We start from the raw sequence: 21,882 nt of genomic DNA, 5'->3' as shown, positions 1-21,882 counted from the left end.
TCTGCCAGGCGCTGCCGCCCACCCCGGGCTGTGGCGCCTGTTTTATTTGCGGGCCTCGGTCAACATGCGCAGCGCCAGGCCCGCGAGCACCGTGCCCATCAAACAGCGCTGCATCTGTACCCAACTGGGGCGGCTGGCCAGAAACCCAGCGATCGAGCCGGCCAGCATCGCAATGGCGGCATTCACGCTGACGCTGACCACAATCTGTGTGAAACCCAGCACCAGGGACTGCGAAAAAACGCTGCCATGTGCGGGATCGATAAACTGCGGCAGCAGTGACAGGTACATCACGGCAATCTTGGGGTTGAGCAGGTTGGTCAGAAAACCCATCGCAAACAGCTTGCGTGGGCTGTCCTGCGGCAACTGGCGCAGCTCGAACGGGGAGCGCCCTCCGGGCTTGACCGCCTGCCAGGCTAGGTACAGCAGGTACAACGCGCCACCAATGCGCAGTGCGTCGTAGGCGTAGGGGATGGCCATCACCAGCGCGGTGATACCCAGCGCCGCGCACAGCATGTAGAACACAAAGCCCAGGGCCACACCGCCCAGCGAGATCAAGCCTGCACCGCGCCCTTGGCATATGGAGCGGGAAATGAGATAGACCATATTGGGCCCGGGCGTCAGGACCATGCCCAGGGAAATGAGAGCGAAGGCGAGCCAGTTGTGAATTTCAGGCATGGGCGCGGGCACTACATTGCAGTGCAAGAGGGTGGTTGGACAGGACGGCGCCCACTGACCATCAGGTGCTGCGCGGCGCGCCCACCTCATAGACGCGCAGATCGCGCTCGCCAATCTCCAGCGCAGGCCAGGCAGCGCGCCAGGCCTGGATATGGCTGGAGGCAAAATGCGCATCGAGCGCGGCCTGGTCGCTCCAGAGCTCCTTGACGTGGATCAGCCCGGGCACCAGCACATCCTGGGCGTAGCCATATTCCAGGCAGCCAGGCTCGGCGCGTGAGGCTTCCACCATCGCTCGCATGGCGGGCAGGGCGCGTTCCAGGTTCGCGGCGGGCAGGCGCACGGTACCAATGATCAACAGCATGGGTTTTCCTCTCAGTCGGTCATGGGGATCAGCGCATCCAGCCGGGCACCCGGGTTTCCAGCAGCTGGGGCACCATGTCGGCACTGGTCCATACCACCGCCAGTTGCTCCCACTGCGCGGCCCAGCGCTGGGCATCGTCCCGACCCATGCCGATGACCAGAAAACCCGGCTCGGCCGGCCAGCCGTTGGCCGGGTGCTGGGCAACGGCGGGCAGCGCGGCAAAGCCGGCAGCGCCCAGCGCGCGGCCCAATTGGGCATGGCGCTCGATGTTCTCGTCCTTGTCCAGCAGCTCGCCCATGGGGTTGAAGGCGGTGATGAAGCAGCTGCAGTCGGTCTGGTGCTGCTGGTAGAGGGCACCGAGCGCCGCCTGGGCCTGGCCCAGCTGCAGGATGAAAGGGGCCTGGTTCAGCACGTGGTACTGGGTTTCTTCAAAAGCCTTGCGCAGTTCGGGCGAGAGGGTGGTCATAAATAAGGGGCCGCCAGTGTTGTCAATCATGCACGCGCGGCAAAAAAAGCCGTGATACCGAGATGCCTTGGTCGCCACGCGGCGGCCGGGGCAGCAATCGTAGCGGCTTGCGGACGTCCGACTAGGCCGGCAGAGTTTTCCACACGAGCGACACGAATTTCGTGTGATCGGAGACAATACGCGATTCGCCTGCACGCTGATGCTTGTACAAAACAAGCCAAGTGCTCTTATTTTGTCTTTCTCTTTGGTTGAGACACATGAAAAAACGTTCTTTCGTTGCCACCCTGGCGCTGACTACCTTGCTCACCGCTTGCGGCAAGAATGATGCGCCCAAGCCTGCGGCTGAAGCACCCGCGCCCGCGCCTGTTGCGGCGGCGGTCACCAAGCTGGTGGTGGGTCTGGACGACAACTTCCCGCCGATGGGTTTCCGTGACGAGAAGAACGAAATCGTGGGCTTTGACATCGACATGGCCCGCGAAGCGGCCAAGCGCGCTGGCATCGAAGTGGAATTCAAGCCCATCGACTGGAACGCCAAGGAAGCCGAGCTGCTGGGCAAGCGCGTCGATGCACTGTGGAATGGCCTGACCATTCTGGAAGAGCGCAAGGAAAAGATCCTCTTCACCGACCCCTACATGGTCAACAAGCAGATCATCATCGTCAAGGCCGGCTCGCCCATCAAGACCAAGGCCGACATGGCCGGCAAGATCGTTGGTGCCCAGGAAGGCTCCAGCGCCGTGACCGCGATGGAAAAGGACAAGGAGCTGTCCTCCCAGTTCAAGGAAACCAAGCTGTTTGGCGACAACATCGCTGCGCTGATGGATGTGGAAGCTGGCCGTCTGGACGTTGTGGTGGTGGACGAAGTAGTGGGCCGTTACCTGGTCTCCAAGAAGCCTGACAACTATGTTGTGCTGGCCGAAGACTTTGGCACCGAAGACTATGGCGTGGGCTTCCGCAAGGACGACGAAGCCACCCGCAACAAGATCAACGACGTGCTGTCTGAGATGAAGAAGGACGGCAAGGCCGAAGAAATCGCCAAGAAGTGGTTTGGCGCCGACGTGATCAAGCACTGATCTGCGTGTGACTTTGCACCGGGCCGGCACAGCGTGCCGGTCTTGTGCTTTTGGGCGCAGCCCATGGCCGCCGCAGCGCAGGGCGCTGCCCGGCGGCCAGAACGGATTTTTATGACAGGAGCGCCAGACCAGGAACGCCAACAGGTTCCAGCGGCGCTCGTGCCTGTGGCAGCGAGGCCCGCGAAGCCGCTGCCACCCTGAAGGCCATCGATGGATTATGTAATTTCAATGCTGGGGCCGCTGTCCAACGGCGCCCTGGTGACTCTCAAGCTGTTTTTCATCACTCTGGCGCTGTCGGTGCCACTGGGTCTGGCGCTGGCCTTGGCGCGCATCTCGCGCTTCAAGGCGCTGGCGCGCTTTGTCGAGGCCTATATCTGGCTGATGCGCGGCACGCCGCTGATGCTGCAGCTGCTGTTCATCTATTTCGCGCTGCCCTTTGTGCCGGTGATCGGCGTGCGCCTGCCGGACTTCCCCTCGGCTGTGGTGGCATTCGCGCTGAACTATGCGGCCTATTTTGCCGAGATCTTCCGCGCCGGTATCCAGAGCGTGGACCGGGGCCAGTATGAAGGCGCGAAGGTGCTGGGCCTGTCCTACAGCCAGACCATGCGCCGCATTGTGCTGCCGCAGATGGTGCGCACCATCCTGCCGCCGGTCAGCAACGAGACCATCACCCTGGTCAAGGACACGTCGCTGATCTATGTGCTCGCCCTCAACGACCTGCTGCGCGCCGCGCGCGGTATTGTGCAGCGCGACTTCACGACCACGCCCTTTGTGGTGGCGGCCGCCTTCTACCTGCTGATGACCCTGGTGCTGACCTGGGGCTTCAACCGCCTGGAAAAGCGCTATGCCAAATACGACGCATAAGTGGTGGCTGGCGATGGGTGGGTGTGAAGCGGCAATGGCGAACAGCGCAGGAGAATGGCGATGACAGGCAATGACATGGGCACCACCCCAGTGATGGTGCAGGCGCGTGATATCTGCAAGGCCTTCAACGGCAACGAGGTGCTCAAGCGCGTCTCGCTCGATATCCACAAGGGCGAAGTGATGGCGGTGATCGGGCCGTCTGGCTCGGGCAAGAGCACCTTTTTGCGCTGCTTGAACCACCTCGAGGTGATCGATTCAGGCTCGGTCGTGGTCGAGGGCCAGACCCTCGTCCGCACCAATGCCCAGGGACAGGCCCAGTACGCACCCGAGGCCCAGATGCGCGCCATTTTGCGCCGCATGGGCATGGTGTTCCAGGGCTTCAACCTGTTCCCGCATCTGTCGGTGATCGACAACATCACCGAGGCGCCGATGGTCGTCAAGGGCCTGACGCGCGAGCAGATCATGCCCAAGGCCCAAGAGCTGCTGCGCAAGGTGGGCCTGCTGGAGAAAGCCGATGCCTATCCTGCGCGCCTGTCGGGCGGCCAGAAGCAGCGCGTGGCCATTGCCCGGGCGCTGGCGATGGAGCCGGACATCATGCTGTTTGACGAGCCCACTTCGGCGCTGGACCCGGAGCTGACGGGCGAGGTGCTGCGCACCATGCGTCAGCTGGCCGAGGAGCACATGACCATGCTCGTGGTCACCCATGAGATGGGCTTTGCCCGCGAGGTGGCCAATACCGTGGTGTTCATGGACCAGGGCGCCCTGATCGAGGCCAAGCCCGCCCGCGCGTTCTTTGAAGACTGCAGCCACCCCCGCATTCGTTCCTTTTTGGACAATATGCTCTAATCACGGGCGCTTCTCATCGTTGTTGACGCTGTGAACAACTGGCCAAGAAGCCGCCCGTGCGATGCTGTAGGCTGGCCCGATCACGCAAGCGACTGCAATAGCCTGTTGCCTTGCGGGGCTTAGCCCGTCCGGGTTACGATCTGGCTATATAAATACATTCATGAATGTTTGTTACAAGCGGTAAGCTTGACGGTTTGCGCTGCGGCAACTGACTACAGAAAAGAGCCCTGCCCCCTCTTATGATGACGATGCCGGATGTTGCCGGCTTTTCTATGCAATCTTCTGCCTCACCACCTCTTGTCGAACTGCGCAATGTCACCTTTGGCTATGGTGACCGCACCATCTTGCGTGATGTGTCGCTGACCATCCCACGCGGGAAGGTGACCGCGCTGATGGGCGCATCCGGTGGCGGCAAAACCACGGTGCTGCGCCTGATTGGCGGCCAGGCCCGCGCCCAGGCCGGCCAGGTGCTGCTCGACGGCCAGGATGTGGGTGCGATGAGCCAGGCGCAGCTCTATGCCGCGCGGCGCCGCATGGGCATGCTGTTCCAGTTTGGTGCGCTGTTCACCGATATGACGGTGTTCGAGAACGTGGCCTTTCCGCTGCGCGAACACACCCAACTGTGCGATGCGATGGTGCGCGACATTGTGCTGATGAAGCTGCAGGCCGTGGGCCTGCGCGGCGCGCGCGAGTTGATGCCCTCGCAGATCTCCGGCGGCATGGCCCGGCGCGTGGCGCTGGCCCGTGCGATGGCGCTGGACCCGGAATTCATCATGTACGACGAGCCCTTTGCCGGGCTGGACCCGATTTCGCTGGGCACCTCGGCCCAGCTGATCCGCGAACTCAACGACGCGCTGGGCCTGACCAGCATCATCGTCTCGCACGATCTGGAAGAGACCTTTAAGCTGGCCGACCAGGTGATCATCCTGGGCCCCGGCGTCGTGGCCGCGCAGGGTACGCCCGATGAGGTGCGTGCCAGCAGCGATCCGCTCGTGCACCAGTTTGTCAACGCGCTGGCGCAGGGGCCGGTGCCTTTCCATGTGCAAGGGCCCAGCATCGATGAAGATTTTGGTCCTGGCGCCGTCAAGAAGGGAGGCCGCTGATGCGTTGGTGGCACCCTGCTGATATCGGTTTTGCGCTGCGCTCCAAGGCTGCGGCAGTAGGCCAGGCCACGCGCCTGCTGCTGCGCCTGGTCGCCGGGCTGGGCTATGTGCTCAAGCGCCCGGGCCTGCTGCGCGACCAGATCCACTTTTTGGGCAATTATTCGCTGGCCATCATTGGCGTCTCGGGCCTCTTCGTCGGCTTTGTGCTGGGGCTGCAGGGCTACTACATCCTGCAGCGCTACGGCTCGGCCGAGGCCGTGGGCATGATGGTGGCTTTGACCTTGCTGCGTGAGCTGGGCCCGGTGGTGACGGCGCTGCTGTTTGCCGGGCGTGCAGGCACCGCATTGACCGCCGAGATTGGCCTGATGAAGGCGGGCGAGCAGCTCTCGGCCATGGAGATGATGGCCGTCAATCCGATCGAGCGCATTCTGGCGCCGCGCTTTTGGGCGGGCCTGATTGCGATGCCGTTGCTGGCGGCCGTGTTCAGCGCCGTCGGCATCATGGGCGGATGGATTGTTGGCGTATTGATGCTGGGCATCGATGGCGGCGCTTTCTGGGGCCAGATGCAAAGCGGTGTCGATGTGTTCCAGGATCTGGGCAACGGCGTGATCAAGAGCATCGTGTTCGGCATCACGGTGACCTTTGTCGCCTTGCTTCAAGGCTTTGTCGCCAAGCCCACCCCCGAAGGTGTCTCGCGTGCCACCACGCGCACCGTGGTCATGGCTTCGTTGTCGGTGTTGGCGCTGGATTTCATGCTCACGGCAATGATGTTCAGCATCTGACGCCTGCCCTATAGATAGTGAAAAGAGAAACGGATTCGCATATGCAGCCCTCCAAAACCGATATCTGGGTTGGCCTGTTTGTCATGCTGGGTGCTGCGGCGCTGGTGTTCCTGGCGCTGCGCGCAGGCAACCTGCTGACCCTGGATTTCAACAAAGGCTATGAAGTCACCGCCCGCTTTGACAACATTGGCGGCTTGAAGCCCCAGGCGGCCGTGCGCAGCGCCGGTGTGAAGGTTGGCCGTGTCAAAAGCATCGGCTTCAATGACCAGACCTTCCAGGCCGATGTCCACATCGAGCTGGCCAATGGCTATGCCTTCCCCAAGGACAGCTCGTTCAAGATCCTGACCAGCGGCCTGCTGGGCGACCAGTACGTGGGCGTTGAGGCCGGCTTTGATGAAAAGCCCTTGGCCAGTGGTGATACCGTCACCAATACACAATCGGCCATCGTGCTGGAAAATCTGATCGGCCAGTTCCTGTATGGCAAGGCCTCGGAGAGCTCCGCACCCAAGGCTGCCGAATAACACAAGCAAAAAACGAGAACGATGATGCGTTATCCACTCCACCTCCAAGGCCGCACCTGGGTGCTGGCTTCTTCCCTGGGTCTGGCTATGGTGCTGACCGGCTGTGCCAGCGGCCCTGGCGCCAACCCCCGCGACCCGCTGGAGCCCTACAACCGGGCGGTGTTCAGCTTCAACGATGCCGTCGACAGCGCGGTGCTCGAGCCCGTGGCCACCGGCTACCGCGATGTGACGCCGACCGTGGTGCGCACCGCCGTGACCAACTTCTTCGCCAACCTCGGCGACCTGTGGTCAGCCGTGAACAACGCGCTGCAGCTCAAGGGTGAGGGCACCTACAACAGCGTGGTGCGCTTTACCACCAACACCGTCTTCGGTCTGGGTGGTCTGATCGATATCGCCAGCGAAATGGACATCGAGCGCCACAAGCAGGACTTTGGCCTGACGATGGCGCGCTATGGCATGCCTGCGGGCGCCTACATCGTCTGGCCTTTGCTGGGCCCCTCGACGATCCGCGATTCCGCCGGCATGGTGGTGGACTGGCAGGGCAATGTGGTCAGCTCGATCAACGATGTGCCCGTGCGCAACTCGCTGACCGGTCTGCGCATTGTCAACACCCGGGCCAACCTGCTGGGCACCACGTCGCTGGTGCAGTCCGCAGCGCTCGACAAGTACAGCTTCACCCGTGACGCCTACCTGCAGCTGCGCCAAAATGCCACCGAGGCGGGCGAGGAAGAGGACGAGACGCAGTGGATGAATGAGTCGGCAGCCGACCCCCAGCCCCAGGGCCGCGTCAAATAAGCCGCCGTTATAAAGGCTTACAAGAAATAGGGTGGTGCATGCAACTGCGTGTCTGCCTCAGAATCAAAAATGGTCCGAGTCTGAATGGCAGACACCGGCTGAAAGGAACGCATATGATGAATCGTCGAGCATGGGTGCAGTACTCCGCCGCATGGGCTGCAGTGGCTTGCATGGCATCGGCCCCGCTGGCGGCCAGCGCAGCAGACATGGCGCCCGACGCGATGATCAAGCAGCTCTCGGACGAAGTGCTGAGCACCTTGAAGACCGACCAGTCCATCCGGGGTGGTGATGTCTCCAAGATCACCTCGTATGTCGACAGCGTGGTCATGCCCAATGTGGATTTCCGCCGCATGATGGCCTCGGCCGTAGGCCCCAAGTGGCGTACCGCGACGGCCACCCAGCAGCAGCAATTGCAAGATGAGTTCAAGAAGCTGATGGTCAACACCTACGCCGGTGCGCTGCACCAGGTGAGCGACCAGACCATCAGCGTCAAGCCGGTGCGCATGCAGCCCGCTGACAAGGAAGTCGTGGTGCGCTCTGAGATCCTGGGCCGGGGTGACCCGATCCAGCTGGACTACCGCCTGGTCAAGACCCCCGGCCAGGGCATGGGCTGGAAGATCTATAACCTCAATGTCATGGGCATCTGGATGGTGGAGACCTACCGCAACCAGTTCCAGGAAGAGCTGAACAAGCCCGGTGGCAGCCCACAGACCTTGATCGACTCCATCGCTGCCCGCAACAAGGCCAACGCAGGCAAGTAAGCCATGGCCGCGCTCAGCCTGCCTTCGACCCTGACCCATGATGAGGCCCAGGCCTGCCTGCAGCACTTGCAGGCGGGCATTGCGCAGCTGCCGGCGGGCGCTGCGGTGCAGATCGATGCCAGCGCCTTGGCGGTGTTTGACTCATCGGCGCTGGCCGTGATGCTGGGTAGCCGGCGCGCGGCACTGGGGGCTGGCCGGCCCTTTGAGATGCGTGGCGTATCAGCGCCCGTGCTGTCGCTGGCGCGCCTCTATGGTGTCGATGGCCTGCTGACCACTGCCGGCTGAGCGTTGAATCCCCAGGACAGCGCCATCTGGCCGCTGCGCCTACAATGGCCGACTCATGTCCGCCATCGCATTCCAATCCGTCTCCAAGGTCTACCAGACCGCCAAGGGGCCCTTCCAGGCATTGAACAACGTCAGCCTCGATATCGAGGAAGGGGAGTTCTTTGGCCTGCTCGGGCCCAACGGCGCGGGCAAGACCACCATGATCAGCATTCTGGCCGGCCTGGCCCGCGCCAGCAGCGGCTCCGTCAAGGTGCTGGGCAGCGATGTGCGCGAGGATTACGCCAACGCGCGCCGCAAGCTCGGTATCGTGCCGCAGGAGCTGGTTTTTGACCCGTTTTTCAATGTGCGCGAATCGCTGCGCATCCAATCGGGCTATTTCGGTGTCAAGAACAACGATGCCTGGATCGATGAGCTGCTCGAGAGCCTGGGTCTGGCCGACAAGGCCACGGCCAATATGCGCCAGCTGAGCGGCGGCATGAAGCGCCGCGTGCTCGTCGCCCAGGCGCTGGTGCACAAGCCGCCGATCATCGTGCTCGATGAGCCCACGGCCGGCGTTGATGTGGAACTGCGCCAGACCTTGTGGCAGTTCGTCAGCAAGCTCAACAAGCAAGGCCATACGGTGCTGCTCACCACCCACTACCTGGAAGAGGCCGAGGCGCTGTGCAACCGCATTGCGATGCTGCGCTCGGGCCATGTGGTGGCGCTGTCGACGATGGCCGAGCTGCTGCAGGGCAGCTCCTCGAACGTGCTGCAGTTCAAGACCGATGGCCTGCTGCCGGCCGATCTGGCCGCACAGGCGCGCATCACCGGCCGCATTGTGCAGCTGCCCGCCAGCAGCGCAGCGGATGTGGAGCGCATCCTTGCCCAGCTGCGCACGGCAGGCGTGGTGGTCGAAGACCTGGAGATCCGCCGCGCGGATCTGGAGGATGTGTTCTTGCAAGTGATGGCGCGCGATGCCGTGGTGGACCATGCCACCACGCAACTGGGTGCGGGAGTGGCACGATGAGCGGCTGGCAAACCCTGTTTTACAAAGAAGTGCTGCGTTTTTGGAAGGTGAGCTTCCAGACCGTGGCCGCGCCGGTGCTGACCGCCGTGCTCTACCTGCTGATCTTTGGCCATGTGCTGCAAGGCCGCGTGACCGTGTTCAGCGATGTCAGCTACACCGCCTTTCTGGTGCCGGGACTGGTGATGATGAGCCTGCTGCAAAACGCCTTTGCCAATAGCTCGTCGAGTCTGGTGCAAAGCAAGATTATGGGCAGCCTGGTGTTTGTTCTGCTGACGCCGCTGTCGCACTGGGGCTGGTTCTTTGCCTTTGTCGGCGCCTCCATCGTGCGGGGTCTAGCCGTCGGCCTGGGTGTCTATGTGATCACCTTGTTCTTCGCGCCGCCGCATTTTGCATCGCTGCCCTGGGTGCTGATGTTTGCCGTGCTGGGTGCAGGCCTGATGGGCACCCTGGGCCTGCTGGCGGGCCTGTGGGCAGACAAGTTTGACCAGATGGCGGCGTTCCAGAACTTTGTGATCGTGCCGATGACCTTTCTGTCGGGCGTGTTCTATTCGATCCAGTCGCTGCCCCCGTTCTGGCAAAAGGTCAGCCACCTGAACCCGTTCTTCTACATGATTGATGGTTTTCGCTACGGCTTTTTTGGCCAGAGCGACACCTCGCCCTGGCTGAGCCTGGGCATTGTGGCCGTTGCCTGGCTGCTGGTGAGTGCATTGGCGGTGCAGCTGCTGCGCACCGGCTACAAGATCCGCAACTGATGAACCCTGCTGCAGCCCGCGCGGCTGCAGTCGCCTGGCCAGCAGCCCGCCCCACGGAGCGGCTGGCAGGCATTTCGAACCGACTAAGTGAGAGCGTGCAATGACTGCTGAGGACCTCAAAGACATCATCACCGCCGGCCTGGCCTGCGAACATATTGCGCTGGAGGGCGACGGCCGCCACTGGTTTGCCACCATCGTGTCGCCCGCCTTTGAAGGCAAGCGTTTGATCCAGCGCCATCAGCTGGTCTACGCGACCCTGGGCCAGAAGATGCATACCGATGAGGTGCATGCGCTGTCGATGAAGACGCATACCCCTGCCGAGTGGGCTGCCCAGCAGGCCTGATTTTTCTTGTTTCAACCCAGGCTGGCCCAGCCCCATCCGGCATGGATGCGCAGGCTGCCGCTGGCGAAAGTGCCCCCATGGACAACACCACCATGATCACCTTGGCCCTCTCCAAAGGCCGCATTTTTGACGAAACCCTGCCACTGTTGGCCGCTGCAGGCATCGAGGTGCTCGAAGACCCCGAGAAATCGCGCAAGCTGATTTTTGCCACCACCCAGCCCGATGTGCAGGTGGTGCTGGTGCGCGCCTCCGATGTGCCCACCTATGTGCAGTACGGCGGCGCGGACCTGGGCGTGACCGGCAAGGACACCTTGCTCGAGCACGGCGGCGAGGGCCTGTTCCAGCCGCTCGATCTGCAGATCGCCAAGTGCCGTGTGAGCGTGGCGGTGCGCAATGATTTTGACTACGCCCAGGCCGTCAAGCGCGGCGCGCGTCTGCGCGTGGCCACCAAGTACCCGCAGATTGCGCGCGAGTTCTTTGCGCGCAAGGGCGTGCACGTGGACCTGATCAAGCTCTACGGCAGCATGGAGCTGGCGCCGCTGACGGGTCTGGCCGATGCCATCGTCGACCTGGTGAGCACCGGCAATACCCTGCGCGCCAACCACCTGCAGGAAGTCGAGCACATTATCGACATCAGCTCGCACCTGGTGGTGAACCAGGCGGCGCTCAAGCTCAAGCAAAAGCGCCTGCGCCATATCATTGATGTGTTTGCTGCGGGTGTTGCCCAAACTGCCCCGGTTTAAGCATCCGCTCTCAGGCTGGCACTTGCCTGTTTGAAAAGTGTCTGAGTCAGAAGGTATTCACTATGGAATTCGTTGCCGCTCCCGCCCGTCTGTCAACCACCGATGCCCAGTTCGAGCATGACTTCGCTCAGCGCCTGCATTGGTCGGCGGACACGGATGCTGCCATCGAGCAGCGGGTGGCCGATATCCTGGCGGACGTGCAAAAGCGCGGCGATGCCGCTGTGCTGGATTACACCGCGCGCTTTGATGGCCTGCAGGTCAGCAGCATGGCTGCGCTGGAGTTGAGCAAGCAAGAGCTCAAGGCCGCCTTTGAGGGCCTGCCCACTGAGCAGCGCGAGGCGCTTGAATCGGCTGCGCGCCGCGTGCGCAGCTACCACGAGGCCCAGAAAAAGGCCAATGGCGAGAGCTGGAGCTACCGCGACGAAGACGGCACCTTGCTGGGCCAGAAAGTCACGCCGCTCGACCGCGTGGGCATCTATGTGCCAGGCGGCAAGGCCGCCTACCCCAGCAGCGTGCTGATGAATGCCATCCCGGCCCATGTGGCGGGTGTGGAGGACATCATCATGGTGGTGCCCACGCCCCAGGGTGTGAAGAACCCGCTGGTGCTGGCTGCGGCCTATGTGGCGGGCGTGCACCGCGCCTTCACCATTGGCGGTGCGCAGGCCGTGGCGGCGCTGGCCTACGGCACGGCCACCATCCCCAAGGTGGACAAGATCACCGGCCCGGGCAATGCCTATGTGGCCAGCGCCAAAAAGCGCGTGTTCGGCCTGGTGGGCATCGACATGATTGCCGGCCCCAGCGAAATTCTGGTGCTGGCCGATGGCTCGACGCCGCCCGACTGGGTGGCGATGGATCTTTTCTCGCAGGCCGAGCACGATGAACTGGCGCAGTCGATTCTGCTGTGCCCCGATGCCGCCTACCTGGATGCTGTGCAGCGCGAAATCGACCGCCTGCTGCCCGAGATGCCGCGCAAGGCCATCATCGCCAAGAGCCTGTCCGACCGGGGCGCACTGATCCTCACGCGTGACATGGAAGAGGCCTGCGCGCTGAGCAACCGCATTGCGCCCGAGCACCTGGAAGTCTCCAGCCGCGATCCGCACCGCTGGGAGCCCCTGCTCAAACATGCGGGCGCGATCTTTCTGGGCGCCTACACCAGCGAAAGCCTGGGCGACTACTGCGCAGGCCCCAACCATGTGCTGCCCACCAGCGGCACCGCGCGTTTCTCGTCGCCGCTGGGCGTCTATGACTTCCAAAAGCGCTCCAGCCTGATCGAGGTGAGCGAGGCGGGCGCCCAGGTGCTGGGCAAGACTGCCGCGGTGCTGGCCTATGGCGAAGGCCTGCAAGGCCACGCGCGCGCAGCCGAGATGCGGATCAAGCGCTAAGCATCGCTCGCCTGCTTCCCTGGGTCAAAACGGCTGGGGCAGAGCAAGCAGAGCGGTGATCAACGCCGCTGGCAGGCCGCCGGCACATAGGCGCGCCATTGCACCACCAGGTCCGCACGGCTCTGGCCCCGGGGCCAGGGAATGACCCATTCGCCCTCATGCAGGCGCATGCCTTGCAGTCTATCGAGCACCGGGTAGGGCCCAGTGGGGGCATCCCGATCCGCATCCTCTTCCAACTGCCAGATCCGCAGCGCGCCATGCTGCTGCAGGCGATCGGCCGTGGCCCAGGGCGAATGGCGCGGGTCGCCCGGGATCAGCACCGAGGGCTGGCTTTTGGCGCCGATGGCGACGAGGCCACCGGTCCAGGCATCGCTGGCCACGGTATCGAGTGGGCAGCTCGACAGCGAATCCCAAGTGGCCTCAGCCTGCTGCGCCAGCGCGGCAGCGGGCCAATCGCTGCGCACGGGGCTCTTGCGGAAGTCCGAGATCTTCCACAGGTACAGGCCGCAGAGCACAGAAATCACCGTGAGCCACACCATGGTGCCGCGCAACAGGTAGGGGCGCATGGGCGCGAGCCAGGCGCTGGGGATCAGCGCCGCAGCCAGCACGCCACTGAAAGGCCACATCGGCACCCCCCACATATCGCGCAGGCGCAAGCCCAGGCCCATGCCCAGCGTGGCCAGCAGCAAGCCTGGGGCCAGTGCGATGAGGCACAGGTAGGCGGGCTTGGCGCTGTGCCACTGCCAGGGGGCAGATACGGCAGGCCGCAGCTTGGACCAGCGCAGCCGCAAGTAGGCAAACAGCAGCACCAGCAGCAGCGGCAGGTGGTTGAGCAGCTGGGTCAGCAAAAAGCCCAGCGCGCCTGCGCGCGGCGATTCTCCGGAGCTGTTGGAACGGTCCTTGGCATAGGAGAAAGGCAGCCAGTCGTTGCTATGCAGCCAAAGCAGGTGCGGCGCAAACACCAGCGCCATCACCAGCAAGGCCAGCCAGGGGCCTGGACGGCGCAGCAGGCTGCGTGCCGGGCTCAGCACGGTAAATAGACCCAGGCAGAGCAGCAGCAAGCCGATGGAGTATTTGCTCAGCAGCCCCAGGCCGGCCATCAGGCCCAGCAGCAGCCATTGCCAGCGCTTGTCGTCCTGCCAGGCGGCCAGATAGAAGTAGCAGATACCTGCCCAAAACGGCATCTGCGCAATGTTGTGGTTGAACTCCAGCGCGGGCCGGGTGTAGAAGACCACGCCCATCGTCAGCACCGTGCCGATAAAGGCGCGCTCGCGCCCGACCAGGCGGCAGGCCGTCAGCCAGACCAGCCCCAAGGTCAGCGCCACGCACAGCTGGCTCAGCGCAAACGGGCCCCAGCGGCCCAGCGCCAAGAAGGACGCATGCAGCGCAATGGGGGGGAGCGGCGGGTGCTTGTAGTAGCCCCATTGCCATTCACGGCCCCAGCCCAGGCTCTCGACCACATCCAGCGGAAAGCTGGGGGCGAGCAGCGGCGGCACGAGCGTCCAGGCCAGTGCGTACAGGCAGGCAAAGGCGAGCATGAGGCGCAGCGCTTTCTGGTGGTCGTGCGGCTGGGGGTGGGGGATGGAGGCAGGAGACATGCAGTGGGCAAAGGGGGCTTGGCAGCGCTGGGGCACGGGCTGGGTAAAGCCCGCTAGTGTAGCTGCAGGCTATCGGCCCCCTCTACCGTTGCGGGGCCCCCGTCGTGGGTTGGGGTTGCTGGCAATGTCAGTCGCTGCGGGCGGGTGCCAGCAGATCGGCCAGGCTGCTGAGTGCGGGCGCGCAGGCCTGGGCCAGCTTCAGGTCCAGCAGTGCGTCATCGCGCATCTGGCCCAGGTTGATGGCCGCGACCGGCAGGCCCGCTTGCTTGGCGGCATGCACAAAGCGCAGGCCTGAATAGACCATCAAGGAGCTGCCCACCACCAGCAGCGCGCCGCTGGCGGCCAGGTGGTTCATGGCTTCCTGGCGGCGTGCGGCAGGTACGTTTTCTCCATAGAAGACGACATCGGGCTTGAGGATGCCGCCGCAGGTGGAGCAGGCCGGTACCTGAAAAGCGGCAAAGTCCACACCGCCCAGATCGGCATCGCCATCGGGTGCAGCGCTGGCGCTAAGGTGCTGCCAATCGGGGTTAGCCGTTATCAGCTGGTGCTGAAAGTCGGCGCGCGCCATGCGCTGACCGCAGCCCATGCAGACCACCTGGTCGAGCCGGCCATGCAGATCCACCACCCGCGCGCTGCCCGCGCGCTGGTGCAGGCCGTCGACGTTCTGGGTGATCAGGCCTTGGATATAGCCGGCCTGCTCCAACCGGGCCAGCGCTTGGTGCGCGGCATTGGGCTGGGCCTGCGAGAACACCGGCCAGCCCACCAGACTGCGCGCCCAGTAGCGCTGGCGCGTGAGCGTCTCGTCCATGAAGTCCTGAAAGCGCACGGGGGCAGGGCGCTTCCAGGCGCCTTGCGCATCGCGGTAGTCGGGGATGCCGCTGCCGGTGCTCACGCCCGCGCCGGTCAGCACGGTCCAGGGACGGTAGTGCTGCAGCAAGTGGGTCAGGGCTGGCAGATCCGTGGAGGCGGCTGCTTGCGGGAGGAGGTCGGTGAGAAGTGGCATGGATGAGGGCTCGGTCGGCTGCCCTGATGATAGTGGCCGCAACGTCCGATGGCAGCAGTCTGGTTTATCAACACGAAATTCGTGTTGCACGAATTTCGTGTAAAATTGGCCGCATGAAAAATCTCACCATCACTGTGGAAGACAGCGTGCTGGAATGGGCCCGGGTCGAGGCCGCACGGCGCGGCACCAGCGTCTCACGCATGGTCGGAGATTTTATGGCCGAGCTCCAGCAGCGTGAGGACGCCTACGAGCGCGCCTACCTGGCCTGGCGCACCGATGAGCGCAGCTGGCAAGGCGGTGCAACGCCTCCGGGTGGCGCCGCTGCGGCACGCAAAATCGGTGGCCGCCGCAAGACCGGGCAGGAGGGGGCATGAGCACCGTGTTTGTCGATACCTCGGTGCTGGTCGCCGCAGAAAACGTCTCGGACGCGGCGCTCTACCAGGCCACGCTGGACTGGCTCGATCTGCTGTGGAGCAGCCGCACCGGCCGCACCGGCAACCAGGCGCTCAGTGAGTTCTACGACCAGGTCACCACGGCGGCCACTCCCATGTCCCAAGGCGATGCACGCGCCGCCATCCGCCGCTACCAGAGCTGGACGCCCTGGAAAACCGATGCCGCCACCTTGGAGACCGCCTGGGCCGTGCAGGCGCGCCATGCCTTGGATTTTGGCGATTGCCTGGCGGTGGCCTGTGCCCAGCACAGTGGCTGCCAGCAAATGCTCAGCCTCTACCTGCCCCATGGCGCCGAATTTGGTGGCGTGACCATCGTGCATCCGTTGCGCCAAGCCGCACCGGTCCAGGCCAAAGCCTGAAATTCCTGATGTGAAAGAGTGATGTGATGACGTCCCAAGACAAGTCCCAACAGGCCCTGCAACGCATCCGCGCCGATGTGCGTGCCATGCAGGCCTACCATGTGCAAGATTCCAAGGGTCTGCTGAAGATGGACACCATGGAGAACCCCTACCGCCTGCCGGACGCGCTGCAGCAAAAGCTGGGCGAGCGGTTGGGCGCGCTGGAGATCAACCGCTACCCGGGCGAGCGCCTTGAGACGCTCAAGAAAATGCTGGCCGACTATGTGGGCGCGCCCACCGGCACGGCCGTGCTGCTGGGCAATGGCTCGGACGAGATCATCACCTTGCTGGCGCTGGCTACCGCCCAGCCCCATGCCGAAGGCCGCGCCAAGATGCTCGCGCCTATGCCGGGTTTTGTCATGTACCCGATGTCGGCCCAGCTGCAGGGCCTCGACTTTGTCGGCGTCAACCTGACCGCAGACTTTGACCTGGATGTGCCCGCGATGCAGGCCGCCATTGCCGCGCACAAGCCCGCCATCACCTACATCGCCTACCCCAACAACCCGACCGCCACCTTGTGGGACCAGGACAAGGTGCAGGCCGTCATCGATGCCGTCGCAGACGTGGGGGGGCTGGTGGTGATGGATGAGGCCTACCAGCCCTTTGCCAGCCGCAGCTGGATCGACCAGATGCGTGCCGATCCCGCGCGCAATGGCCATGTGCTGCTGATGCGCACCCTGTCCAAGTTCGGTCTGGCTGGCGCGCGCCTGGGTTACCTGGTGGGGCCGGCAGTCATCGTCAACGAGATCGACAAGGTCCGCCCCCCGTACAACATCAGCGTGCTCAACTGCGAGACGGCGATTTTTGCGCTGGAACATGAGGCGCTGTATGCCGAGCAGGCCAGCGCCATCCGGGCAGAACGCCAGCCGCTGATCGATGCGCTGCAGGCGCTGGGCGGTGTGCGCAAGGTCTGGCCGTCGGAGGCCAATATGGTGCTGATGCGCGTGGACGATGCGGGCAAGACCCAGGCGGCGATGAAGGCGCGTGGCGTGCTCGTCAAGAATGTATCGGCCATGCACCCGCTGCTGGCCCAGTGCCTGCGGCTGACCGTGGGCACCCGCGAAGAAAATGCCCGCATGCTGGCGGCGCTCAAGGAGTCTGTATGAATAATCTGGTGCCCACCCCATCGACCGCCACGCCGCTGCACCGCACGGCCGAAGTGGCCCGCAATACCGCCGAGACCCGTATCCAGGTGCGTGTGAACCTGGACGGCACGGGCCTGGCCCGGCTGAACTCGGGCATCGGTTTTCTGGACCACATGCTCGACCAGATTGCGCGCCATGGCCTGATCGACCTGGACATTGAATGCGCGGGCGACCTGCACATCGACGGCCACCACACGGTCGAGGACATCGGCATCACCTTGGGCCAGGCCTTTGCGAAGGCCATTGGTGACAAGAAGGGCATCCGCCGCTATGGCCATGCCTATGTGCCGCTCGATGAGGCGCTCAGCCGCGTGGTGATAGATTTCTCCGGCCGCCCGGGTCTGCACATGGATGTGAAGTTCACCGCTGGCAGCATTGGCCAGCTTGATACGCAGCTGGTATACGAGTTCTTCCAGGGCTTTGTGAACCATGCCGGCGTGACCTTGCACATCGACAACCTCAAGGGCTTCAATGCCCACCACCAGTGCGAGACCATCTTCAAAGCCTTTGCGCGCGCATTGCGTTTTGCGCTGGAGCATGATCCGCGCATGGCCGGCGTGATTCCGTCGACCAAGGGATCGCTGTAAGCCCGCCGTTGGCGACTGGCGCTACACTCACTTCTTGCAAGCTATGACAACTTCATCCAATACCGTTGCCGTGGTGGACTACGGCATGGGCAATCTGCGCTCGGTATCGCAGGCCGTTCAGGCGGCGGCGTCCGGCTCGTCCGTGGCCGTGGTGGTGACGGCCGACCCCGACGTGGTGCGTGCCGCCACCCGCATTGTGCTGCCGGGCCAGGGTGCGATGCGCGACTGCATGGCCGAGCTCAAGGCCTCGGGCCTGCAGGACAGCGTGTTGGAAGCGGCCCGCAACAAGCCGATGTTCGGCGTGTGCGTGGGCATGCAGATGCTGCTGGACCACAGCGAAGAGGGCGACACCCCGGGCCTGGGCCTGATAGCCGGCCAGGTGCGCAAGTTCCAGCTGGCGGGCCGTACGCAGGCCGATGGCAGCCGCTACAAGGTGCCGCAGATGGGCTGGAACCAGGTGCAGCAGCAAGCCCATGGCGGCCAGCCCCACCCGGTCTGGCAAGGCGTGCCCGACCAGTCCTATTTCTATTTTGTCCACAGCTTTTATGCGGCGCCTGCCAGTGATGCCCAGTGCCACGGCTGGGCCGAGTATGGCGAGCGTTTTGCCTGTGCCATTGGCCGGGACAACATCTTTGCCACCCAGTTTCATCCAGAAAAAAGTGCGGACCAGGGCCTGGCGCTCTACCGCAACTTCTTGCACTGGAACCCTTAAATTCTCACCGTCAGCCCACTACCATGCTGCTCATTCCTGCGATTGACCTCAAGGACGGTCACTGCGTGCGCCTCAAGCAAGGCGATATGGACCAATCCACCACCTTTGGCGAAGACCCGGTTGCGGTCGCCCGCCGCTGGTTCGATGCGGGCGCGCGCCGCCTGCATCTGGTGGATCTCAACGGCGCCTTCGCCGGCCAGCCCAAGAACCTGCCAGTCATCAAGGCCATCCTCAAGGAGTTTGGCGACGAGCTGCCGGTGCAGCTGGGCGGCGGTATCCGCGACCTGGACACCATCGAGAAATACATCGATGCCGGCATGCAGTACGTGATCATCGGCACCGCTGCGGTCAAGGACCCTGGCTTTTTGCAGAACGCCTGCACGGCCTTTGCCGGCCACATCATCGTCGGCCTCGATGCCAAGGACGGGATGGTCGCCACCGATGGCTGGAGCAAGATCACCCAGCACTCGGTCATCGAGACGGCCAAGCGCTTTGAGGACTGGGGTGTGGAATCGATCATCTACACCGACATTGGCCGTGACGGCATGCTCAGTGGCATCAACATGGACGCCACCATCAAGCTGGCCCAGGCGATCAAGATTCCGGTGATTGCCTCCGGTGGTCTGTCGGGCATGGCCGATATCGAGGCGCTGTGCATGGCCGAGCCCGAAGGCGTCGAAGGCGTCATCTGCGGCCGCGCCATCTACACCGGTGATCTGGACTTTGCAGCGGCCCAGGAGCGCGCGGACCAATTGAGCGACAGCCTCTGACAGGTGCAGAAACGCTCTGCAACACGGCAGCGCAGCCAGGCCACCGGAGTGGTGGCCTTTTTTATATTTGTGTTAATTGAAACAGTTTGTGTGCTGGATTGGCCGCTGTCGCGCGCCAGGGTTGTGGGACCTTGCCTACACCGCGTTTTAAGTCGCTGTGGTGAATACAAATTTGAGGAATGTCAACAAATGCTAGTTGTTACCTGGAGCTGCTTCTGATCACCAACAAAGGTTTTCCATAACTGTGGCTTATTGGACAATGTACGCTTGGTCAGGATGCCAGAATCCATAGAAGTCTTGGATAGCGCATTCTGCAAGACCTCTTTGAAAGCCCCCTGTGATACTCGTGACTGGCGGAGCCGGCTATGTTGGCTCTCATATCTGCATTGCCTTGGCTGAAGCCGGCATGCCGTTCCTGATTCTGGATAACTTCAGCAATGCAAGGCGTTCGGTCATCACCCGGCTGGGCAAGATCCTGGGCTTTGCGCCGCCCTGCATCGATGCCGATGTGCGCGACGTGGCGGTGCTGGAGCAGTTGTTCGATGAACAGCATTTCGATGCGGTCATCCACAGCGCCTTTCTCACCGCTTCTGCGGACGCCGCGCGCGAGCCACTGCGCTACTACGACAACAATGTCTCGGGCACCATTGGCCTGCTGCGCGCCATGCAGACCGCCGGCTTGCGCAACCTGGTGGTGTCGTCCTCGTCGGTGGTCTATGGTGATCCGGCGCCGCACCCCGTTCGTGAAGACGCACCGTTGTCTGCCAGCACGCCTTATGGCCAGACGGCCCTGATGGTCGAGCAGGTGCTCAGCAGCTTGGATGAAGCCTCGCCCAAGCGCTGGCGCATGGCTTTGCTGCGCAGCTTCAATGCCGTGGGCTGCCACGAGAGCGGTCTGATTGCCGAGGACCCGCCGCGCATGTCTTCCCATGTGGCGCCGTATCTGGCCCAGGTGGCTGCCGGCAAGCGCGATGGTTTGCGCATCTATGGCGGCGACTACCCGACGCCCGATGGCACCCCGGTGCGCGACTACCTGCATGTGATAGACCTGGCCCATGCCTATGTCGCTACCTTGCAGTATCTGCGCGGCCACGCGGGCCTGGCCCGCTTCAATATTGGCTCGGGCCAGCCTACCTCGGTGCTGGGTCTGGTGCGCGCTTTCGAGCATGCCAATGGCCGTGCCGTGCCTTTTCGCATCGGTGCACGCCGCGCAGGCGATGCAGCGCACTGCTGGGCGGATATCTCGCAAGCACGCACGCAGCTGGGCTGGCAGCCCAAGCTGGGTCTGGACCGCATGATGGAAGATGTCTGGCGCTGGCAGATTGGCACCGGCCGCAGCGTCCATTGACGGATCCTGATCCAACGCTTGGCGGCCCAAGCGCGCCAGGCGTTTTTCTGGCCCGCAGCCTGCGCGCCAGGGCTGGGCGTGTTATCGTTTTGCCCGTCTGGCGTTATTGCCACCGCTCCCATCTGCCACGAGATCTTCCATGCTTGCCAAACGCATCATTCCTTGCCTCGACGTGACCGGCGGCCGCGTCGTCAAAGGTGTCAATTTTGTCGAACTGCGCGATGCCGGCGACCCGGTGGAGATTGCGGCGCGCTACAACACCCAGGGCGCCGATGAGCTGACCTTTCTGGACATCACCGCCACCAGCGATGGGCGCGATCTGATCTTGCCGATCATCGAAGCTGTTGCCAGCCAGGTCTTCATTCCACTGACCGTGGGCGGCGGCGTGCGCACCGTGGCCGATGTGCGGCGTCTGCTCAATGCCGGTGCCGACAAGACCAGCTTCAACTCTGCGGCCATTGCCGACCCTGCCGTCATCAACGCCGCCAGTGATCGCTACGGCTCGCAGTGCATTGTGGTTGCCATCGACGCCAAGCGCCGCCAAGGCCAGGATGTCATCGAGCGCGGCGAGGGCTGGGATGTCTACAGCCACGGCGGGCGCAAGAACACGGGGCTGGACGCTGTCCGCTGGGCCAGTGACATGGCCGCGCGCGGCGCCGGAGAGATCTTGCTCACCAGCATGGACCGCGATGGCACCAAGTCCGGTTTTGACTTGGCACTGACCCGTGCCGTGGCCGATGCCGTGGGCGTGCCCGTCATTGCTTCGGGCGGCGTGGGCAACCTCGACCACCTGGCCGATGGCGTGCAGCAGGGCGGCGCCGATGCGGTGCTGGCAGCCAGCATCTTCCACTACGGCGAGTTCACGGTGCAGCAGGCCAAAGAGCGCATGCGCGAGCGCGGCATCCCCGTGCGCCTGTAAGCACCGCTTTCACTCTGGGATTGACCCCAGCAACGGCGCCTTCGGCGCCGTTGCTGTTTCTGGCTCCTGCCCCGGCTGCCCGGCCTGCCAACGGGCCCTTGGCCGGCGGCATCTCTGGCGTTGGAGCCTTCCGTCTCGTGCTGGTGGCGGTGCAGGGTCTTTTTTCTTTCTGACTTGCTCTTGTATCTACCCGTA

General features: G+C 63.5%; 27 protein-coding genes. 22 read left to right on the top strand and 5 right to left on the bottom strand.

All coding sequences use genetic code 11. From position 1 onward, the window contains the following. Window positions 1–42: 42 nt before the first annotated feature. From N4T19_RS11980 to N4T19_RS11970, 3 genes are all read right to left on the bottom strand, one after another. Window positions 43–675 carry a LysE family translocator gene (locus N4T19_RS11980; RefSeq protein WP_260718179.1) on the bottom strand — a complete coding sequence of 211 codons (633 nt, stop codon included), beginning with the start codon at window positions 673–675 and terminating at the stop codon, window positions 43–45. A 61-nt stretch (window positions 676–736) separates the two neighbouring features. Next, the gene (locus tag N4T19_RS11975) at window positions 737–1,036 is read right to left on the bottom strand and encodes a putative quinol monooxygenase (protein ID WP_260718178.1); all 300 of its coding nucleotides are present in this window, start codon (window positions 1,034–1,036) and stop codon (window positions 737–739) included. A 28-nt stretch (window positions 1,037–1,064) separates the two neighbouring features. After that, window positions 1,065–1,502, bottom strand: coding sequence for a DUF3293 domain-containing protein (locus tag N4T19_RS11970; protein WP_182343496.1), 438 nt, complete (start codon window positions 1,500–1,502; stop codon window positions 1,065–1,067). A 257-nt stretch (window positions 1,503–1,759) separates the two neighbouring features. Here N4T19_RS11970 and N4T19_RS11965 point away from each other — a divergent pair, with 257 nt between their 5' ends. The 14 genes from N4T19_RS11965 (at window position 1,760) to hisD (ending at window position 12,755) form a co-directional block, all read left to right on the top strand. Beyond that, window positions 1,760–2,572 carry an amino acid ABC transporter substrate-binding protein gene (locus tag N4T19_RS11965; protein WP_260718177.1) on the top strand — a complete coding sequence of 271 codons (813 nt, stop codon included), beginning with the start codon at window positions 1,760–1,762 and terminating at the stop codon, window positions 2,570–2,572. 210 nt (window positions 2,573–2,782) lie between these two features. Beyond that, on the top strand, window positions 2,783–3,436 hold the full coding sequence (locus N4T19_RS11960) for an amino acid ABC transporter permease (RefSeq protein ID WP_021026088.1): 654 nt from the start codon (window positions 2,783–2,785) through the stop codon (window positions 3,434–3,436). 93 nt (window positions 3,437–3,529) lie between these two features. Then, window positions 3,530–4,282: an amino acid ABC transporter ATP-binding protein gene (locus tag N4T19_RS11955; RefSeq protein WP_116926548.1), complete on the top strand. Its 753-nt coding sequence runs from the start codon at window positions 3,530–3,532 to the stop codon at window positions 4,280–4,282. 272 nt (window positions 4,283–4,554) lie between these two features. Then, complete coding sequence (locus tag N4T19_RS11950) at window positions 4,555–5,385, top strand: ABC transporter ATP-binding protein (protein WP_260718176.1); 831 nt, start codon at window positions 4,555–4,557, stop codon at window positions 5,383–5,385. Continuing rightward, on the top strand, window positions 5,385–6,167 hold the full coding sequence (mlaE, locus tag N4T19_RS11945; RefSeq protein WP_021026085.1) for a lipid asymmetry maintenance ABC transporter permease subunit MlaE: 783 nt from the start codon (window positions 5,385–5,387) through the stop codon (window positions 6,165–6,167). The genes N4T19_RS11950 and mlaE overlap by 1 nt, the downstream gene beginning before the upstream one ends. A 41-nt stretch (window positions 6,168–6,208) precedes the next feature. Continuing rightward, window positions 6,209–6,688 carry an outer membrane lipid asymmetry maintenance protein MlaD gene (gene mlaD, locus N4T19_RS11940; protein WP_116926426.1) on the top strand — a complete coding sequence of 160 codons (480 nt, stop codon included), beginning with the start codon at window positions 6,209–6,211 and terminating at the stop codon, window positions 6,686–6,688. A 24-nt stretch (window positions 6,689–6,712) separates the two neighbouring features. After that, window positions 6,713–7,483 carry an MlaA family lipoprotein gene (locus N4T19_RS11935; RefSeq protein ID WP_260718175.1) on the top strand — a complete coding sequence of 257 codons (771 nt, stop codon included), beginning with the start codon at window positions 6,713–6,715 and terminating at the stop codon, window positions 7,481–7,483. A gap of 113 nt (window positions 7,484–7,596) precedes the next feature. Continuing rightward, a complete protein-coding gene (locus tag N4T19_RS11930; RefSeq protein WP_260718174.1) occupies window positions 7,597–8,244 on the top strand; it encodes an MlaC/ttg2D family ABC transporter substrate-binding protein in 648 nt (215 codons plus the stop codon). 3 nt (window positions 8,245–8,247) lie between these two features. Beyond that, window positions 8,248–8,529, top strand: coding sequence for an STAS domain-containing protein (locus tag N4T19_RS11925; protein WP_116926424.1), 282 nt, complete (start codon window positions 8,248–8,250; stop codon window positions 8,527–8,529). 55 nt (window positions 8,530–8,584) lie between these two features. Next, entirely contained in the window at window positions 8,585–9,535 is a 951-nt protein-coding gene (locus N4T19_RS11920; protein ID WP_021026080.1) for an ABC transporter ATP-binding protein, read from the top strand. Next, a complete protein-coding gene (locus N4T19_RS11915) occupies window positions 9,532–10,287 on the top strand; it encodes an ABC transporter permease (protein WP_021026079.1) in 756 nt (251 codons plus the stop codon). The genes N4T19_RS11920 and N4T19_RS11915 overlap by 4 nt, the downstream gene beginning before the upstream one ends. 100 nt (window positions 10,288–10,387) lie before the next feature. Beyond that, complete coding sequence (locus N4T19_RS11910) at window positions 10,388–10,630, top strand: BolA family protein (protein WP_021026078.1); 243 nt, start codon at window positions 10,388–10,390, stop codon at window positions 10,628–10,630. 92 nt (window positions 10,631–10,722) lie between these two features. Next, entirely contained in the window at window positions 10,723–11,373 is a 651-nt protein-coding gene (hisG, locus tag N4T19_RS11905) for an ATP phosphoribosyltransferase (protein ID WP_116926546.1), read from the top strand. Between the two features lie 62 nt (window positions 11,374–11,435). After that, window positions 11,436–12,755, top strand: a complete 1,320-nt coding sequence (gene hisD / locus N4T19_RS11900) for a histidinol dehydrogenase (RefSeq protein WP_116926423.1) — start codon at window positions 11,436–11,438, stop codon at window positions 12,753–12,755. A gap of 59 nt (window positions 12,756–12,814) precedes the next feature. Here the strand turns inward: hisD and N4T19_RS11895 are convergent, their stop codons facing one another. Beyond that, window positions 12,815–14,353: a glycosyltransferase family 39 protein gene (locus N4T19_RS11895; protein ID WP_260718173.1), complete on the bottom strand. Its 1,539-nt coding sequence runs from the start codon at window positions 14,351–14,353 to the stop codon at window positions 12,815–12,817. Window positions 14,354–14,480: 127 nt separating this feature from the next. Next, the gene (locus N4T19_RS11890; protein WP_182343490.1) at window positions 14,481–15,356 is read right to left on the bottom strand and encodes an NAD-dependent protein deacetylase; all 876 of its coding nucleotides are present in this window, start codon (window positions 15,354–15,356) and stop codon (window positions 14,481–14,483) included. 113 nt (window positions 15,357–15,469) lie between these two features. Here N4T19_RS11890 and N4T19_RS11885 point away from each other — a divergent pair, with 113 nt between their 5' ends. The 8 genes from N4T19_RS11885 (at window position 15,470) to hisF (ending at window position 21,687) form a co-directional block, all read left to right on the top strand. Then, entirely contained in the window at window positions 15,470–15,730 is a 261-nt protein-coding gene (locus tag N4T19_RS11885) for a DUF6364 family protein (protein ID WP_116926421.1), read from the top strand. Next, window positions 15,727–16,167: a PIN domain-containing protein gene (locus tag N4T19_RS11880; protein WP_182343488.1), complete on the top strand. Its 441-nt coding sequence runs from the start codon at window positions 15,727–15,729 to the stop codon at window positions 16,165–16,167. Before N4T19_RS11885 ends, N4T19_RS11880 begins: the two co-directional genes overlap by 4 nt. Before the next feature lie 26 nt (window positions 16,168–16,193). Further along, window positions 16,194–17,312, top strand: coding sequence for a histidinol-phosphate transaminase (hisC, locus tag N4T19_RS11875; RefSeq protein WP_116926419.1), 1,119 nt, complete (start codon window positions 16,194–16,196; stop codon window positions 17,310–17,312). Continuing rightward, complete coding sequence (gene hisB / locus N4T19_RS11870) at window positions 17,309–17,938, top strand: imidazoleglycerol-phosphate dehydratase HisB (protein WP_021026072.1); 630 nt, start codon at window positions 17,309–17,311, stop codon at window positions 17,936–17,938. The genes hisC and hisB overlap by 4 nt, the downstream gene beginning before the upstream one ends. Window positions 17,939–17,981: 43 nt before the next feature. Continuing rightward, window positions 17,982–18,650, top strand: a complete 669-nt coding sequence (hisH, locus tag N4T19_RS11865) for an imidazole glycerol phosphate synthase subunit HisH (protein WP_182343486.1) — start codon at window positions 17,982–17,984, stop codon at window positions 18,648–18,650. A gap of 23 nt (window positions 18,651–18,673) precedes the next feature. Beyond that, complete coding sequence (hisA, locus tag N4T19_RS11860) at window positions 18,674–19,420, top strand: 1-(5-phosphoribosyl)-5-[(5-phosphoribosylamino)methylideneamino]imidazole-4-carboxamide isomerase (protein WP_116926416.1); 747 nt, start codon at window positions 18,674–18,676, stop codon at window positions 19,418–19,420. Window positions 19,421–19,757: 337 nt separating this feature from the next. Continuing rightward, window positions 19,758–20,768, top strand: a complete 1,011-nt coding sequence (gene galE / locus N4T19_RS11855) for a UDP-glucose 4-epimerase GalE (protein ID WP_260718172.1) — start codon at window positions 19,758–19,760, stop codon at window positions 20,766–20,768. 139 nt (window positions 20,769–20,907) lie between these two features. Next, entirely contained in the window at window positions 20,908–21,687 is a 780-nt protein-coding gene (hisF, locus tag N4T19_RS11850; protein WP_021026068.1) for an imidazole glycerol phosphate synthase subunit HisF, read from the top strand. Window positions 21,688–21,882 lie beyond the last annotated feature (195 nt).

This window comes from Comamonas squillarum, assembly GCF_025309455.1.
Taxonomy (GTDB): domain Bacteria; phylum Pseudomonadota; class Gammaproteobacteria; order Burkholderiales; family Burkholderiaceae_C; genus Comamonas; species Comamonas squillarum.
The sequence above is the reverse complement of the archived record's forward strand: the minus strand, read 5'-3'. Positions and strand labels throughout refer to the sequence as shown.

Coding starts and splice junctions, on each gene's coding strand:
- N4T19_RS11880 (WP_182343488.1), top strand. CDS start 15,727: ATGAGCACCGTGTTTGTCGATACCTCGGTGCTGGTCGCCGCAGAAAAC.
- N4T19_RS11955 (WP_116926548.1), top strand. CDS start 3,530: ATGGTGCAGGCGCGTGATATCTGCAAGGCCTTCAACGGCAACGAGGTG.
- mlaE (WP_021026085.1), top strand. CDS start 5,385: ATGCGTTGGTGGCACCCTGCTGATATCGGTTTTGCGCTGCGCTCCAAG.
- N4T19_RS11925 (WP_116926424.1), top strand. CDS start 8,248: ATGGCCGCGCTCAGCCTGCCTTCGACCCTGACCCATGATGAGGCCCAG.
- hisB (WP_021026072.1), top strand. CDS start 17,309: ATGAATAATCTGGTGCCCACCCCATCGACCGCCACGCCGCTGCACCGC.
- N4T19_RS11975 (WP_260718178.1), bottom strand. CDS start 1,036: ATGCTGTTGATCATTGGTACCGTGCGCCTGCCCGCCGCGAACCTGGAA.
- mlaD (WP_116926426.1), top strand. CDS start 6,209: ATGCAGCCCTCCAAAACCGATATCTGGGTTGGCCTGTTTGTCATGCTG.
- N4T19_RS11950 (WP_260718176.1), top strand. CDS start 4,555: ATGCAATCTTCTGCCTCACCACCTCTTGTCGAACTGCGCAATGTCACC.
- hisH (WP_182343486.1), top strand. CDS start 17,982: ATGACAACTTCATCCAATACCGTTGCCGTGGTGGACTACGGCATGGGC.
- N4T19_RS11915 (WP_021026079.1), top strand. CDS start 9,532: ATGAGCGGCTGGCAAACCCTGTTTTACAAAGAAGTGCTGCGTTTTTGG.
- hisG (WP_116926546.1), top strand. CDS start 10,723: ATGATCACCTTGGCCCTCTCCAAAGGCCGCATTTTTGACGAAACCCTG.
- N4T19_RS11910 (WP_021026078.1), top strand. CDS start 10,388: ATGACTGCTGAGGACCTCAAAGACATCATCACCGCCGGCCTGGCCTGC.
- N4T19_RS11965 (WP_260718177.1), top strand. CDS start 1,760: ATGAAAAAACGTTCTTTCGTTGCCACCCTGGCGCTGACTACCTTGCTC.
- N4T19_RS11930 (WP_260718174.1), top strand. CDS start 7,597: ATGATGAATCGTCGAGCATGGGTGCAGTACTCCGCCGCATGGGCTGCA.
- N4T19_RS11890 (WP_182343490.1), bottom strand. CDS start 15,356: ATGCCACTTCTCACCGACCTCCTCCCGCAAGCAGCCGCCTCCACGGAT.
- N4T19_RS11960 (WP_021026088.1), top strand. CDS start 2,783: ATGGATTATGTAATTTCAATGCTGGGGCCGCTGTCCAACGGCGCCCTG.
- hisF (WP_021026068.1), top strand. CDS start 20,908: ATGCTTGCCAAACGCATCATTCCTTGCCTCGACGTGACCGGCGGCCGC.
- N4T19_RS11920 (WP_021026080.1), top strand. CDS start 8,585: ATGTCCGCCATCGCATTCCAATCCGTCTCCAAGGTCTACCAGACCGCC.
- hisC (WP_116926419.1), top strand. CDS start 16,194: ATGACGTCCCAAGACAAGTCCCAACAGGCCCTGCAACGCATCCGCGCC.
- N4T19_RS11980 (WP_260718179.1), bottom strand. CDS start 675: ATGCCTGAAATTCACAACTGGCTCGCCTTCGCTCTCATTTCCCTGGGC.
- hisD (WP_116926423.1), top strand. CDS start 11,436: ATGGAATTCGTTGCCGCTCCCGCCCGTCTGTCAACCACCGATGCCCAG.
- N4T19_RS11970 (WP_182343496.1), bottom strand. CDS start 1,502: ATGACCACCCTCTCGCCCGAACTGCGCAAGGCTTTTGAAGAAACCCAG.
- N4T19_RS11935 (WP_260718175.1), top strand. CDS start 6,713: ATGCGTTATCCACTCCACCTCCAAGGCCGCACCTGGGTGCTGGCTTCT.
- N4T19_RS11895 (WP_260718173.1), bottom strand. CDS start 14,353: ATGTCTCCTGCCTCCATCCCCCACCCCCAGCCGCACGACCACCAGAAA.
- hisA (WP_116926416.1), top strand. CDS start 18,674: ATGCTGCTCATTCCTGCGATTGACCTCAAGGACGGTCACTGCGTGCGC.
- N4T19_RS11885 (WP_116926421.1), top strand. CDS start 15,470: ATGAAAAATCTCACCATCACTGTGGAAGACAGCGTGCTGGAATGGGCC.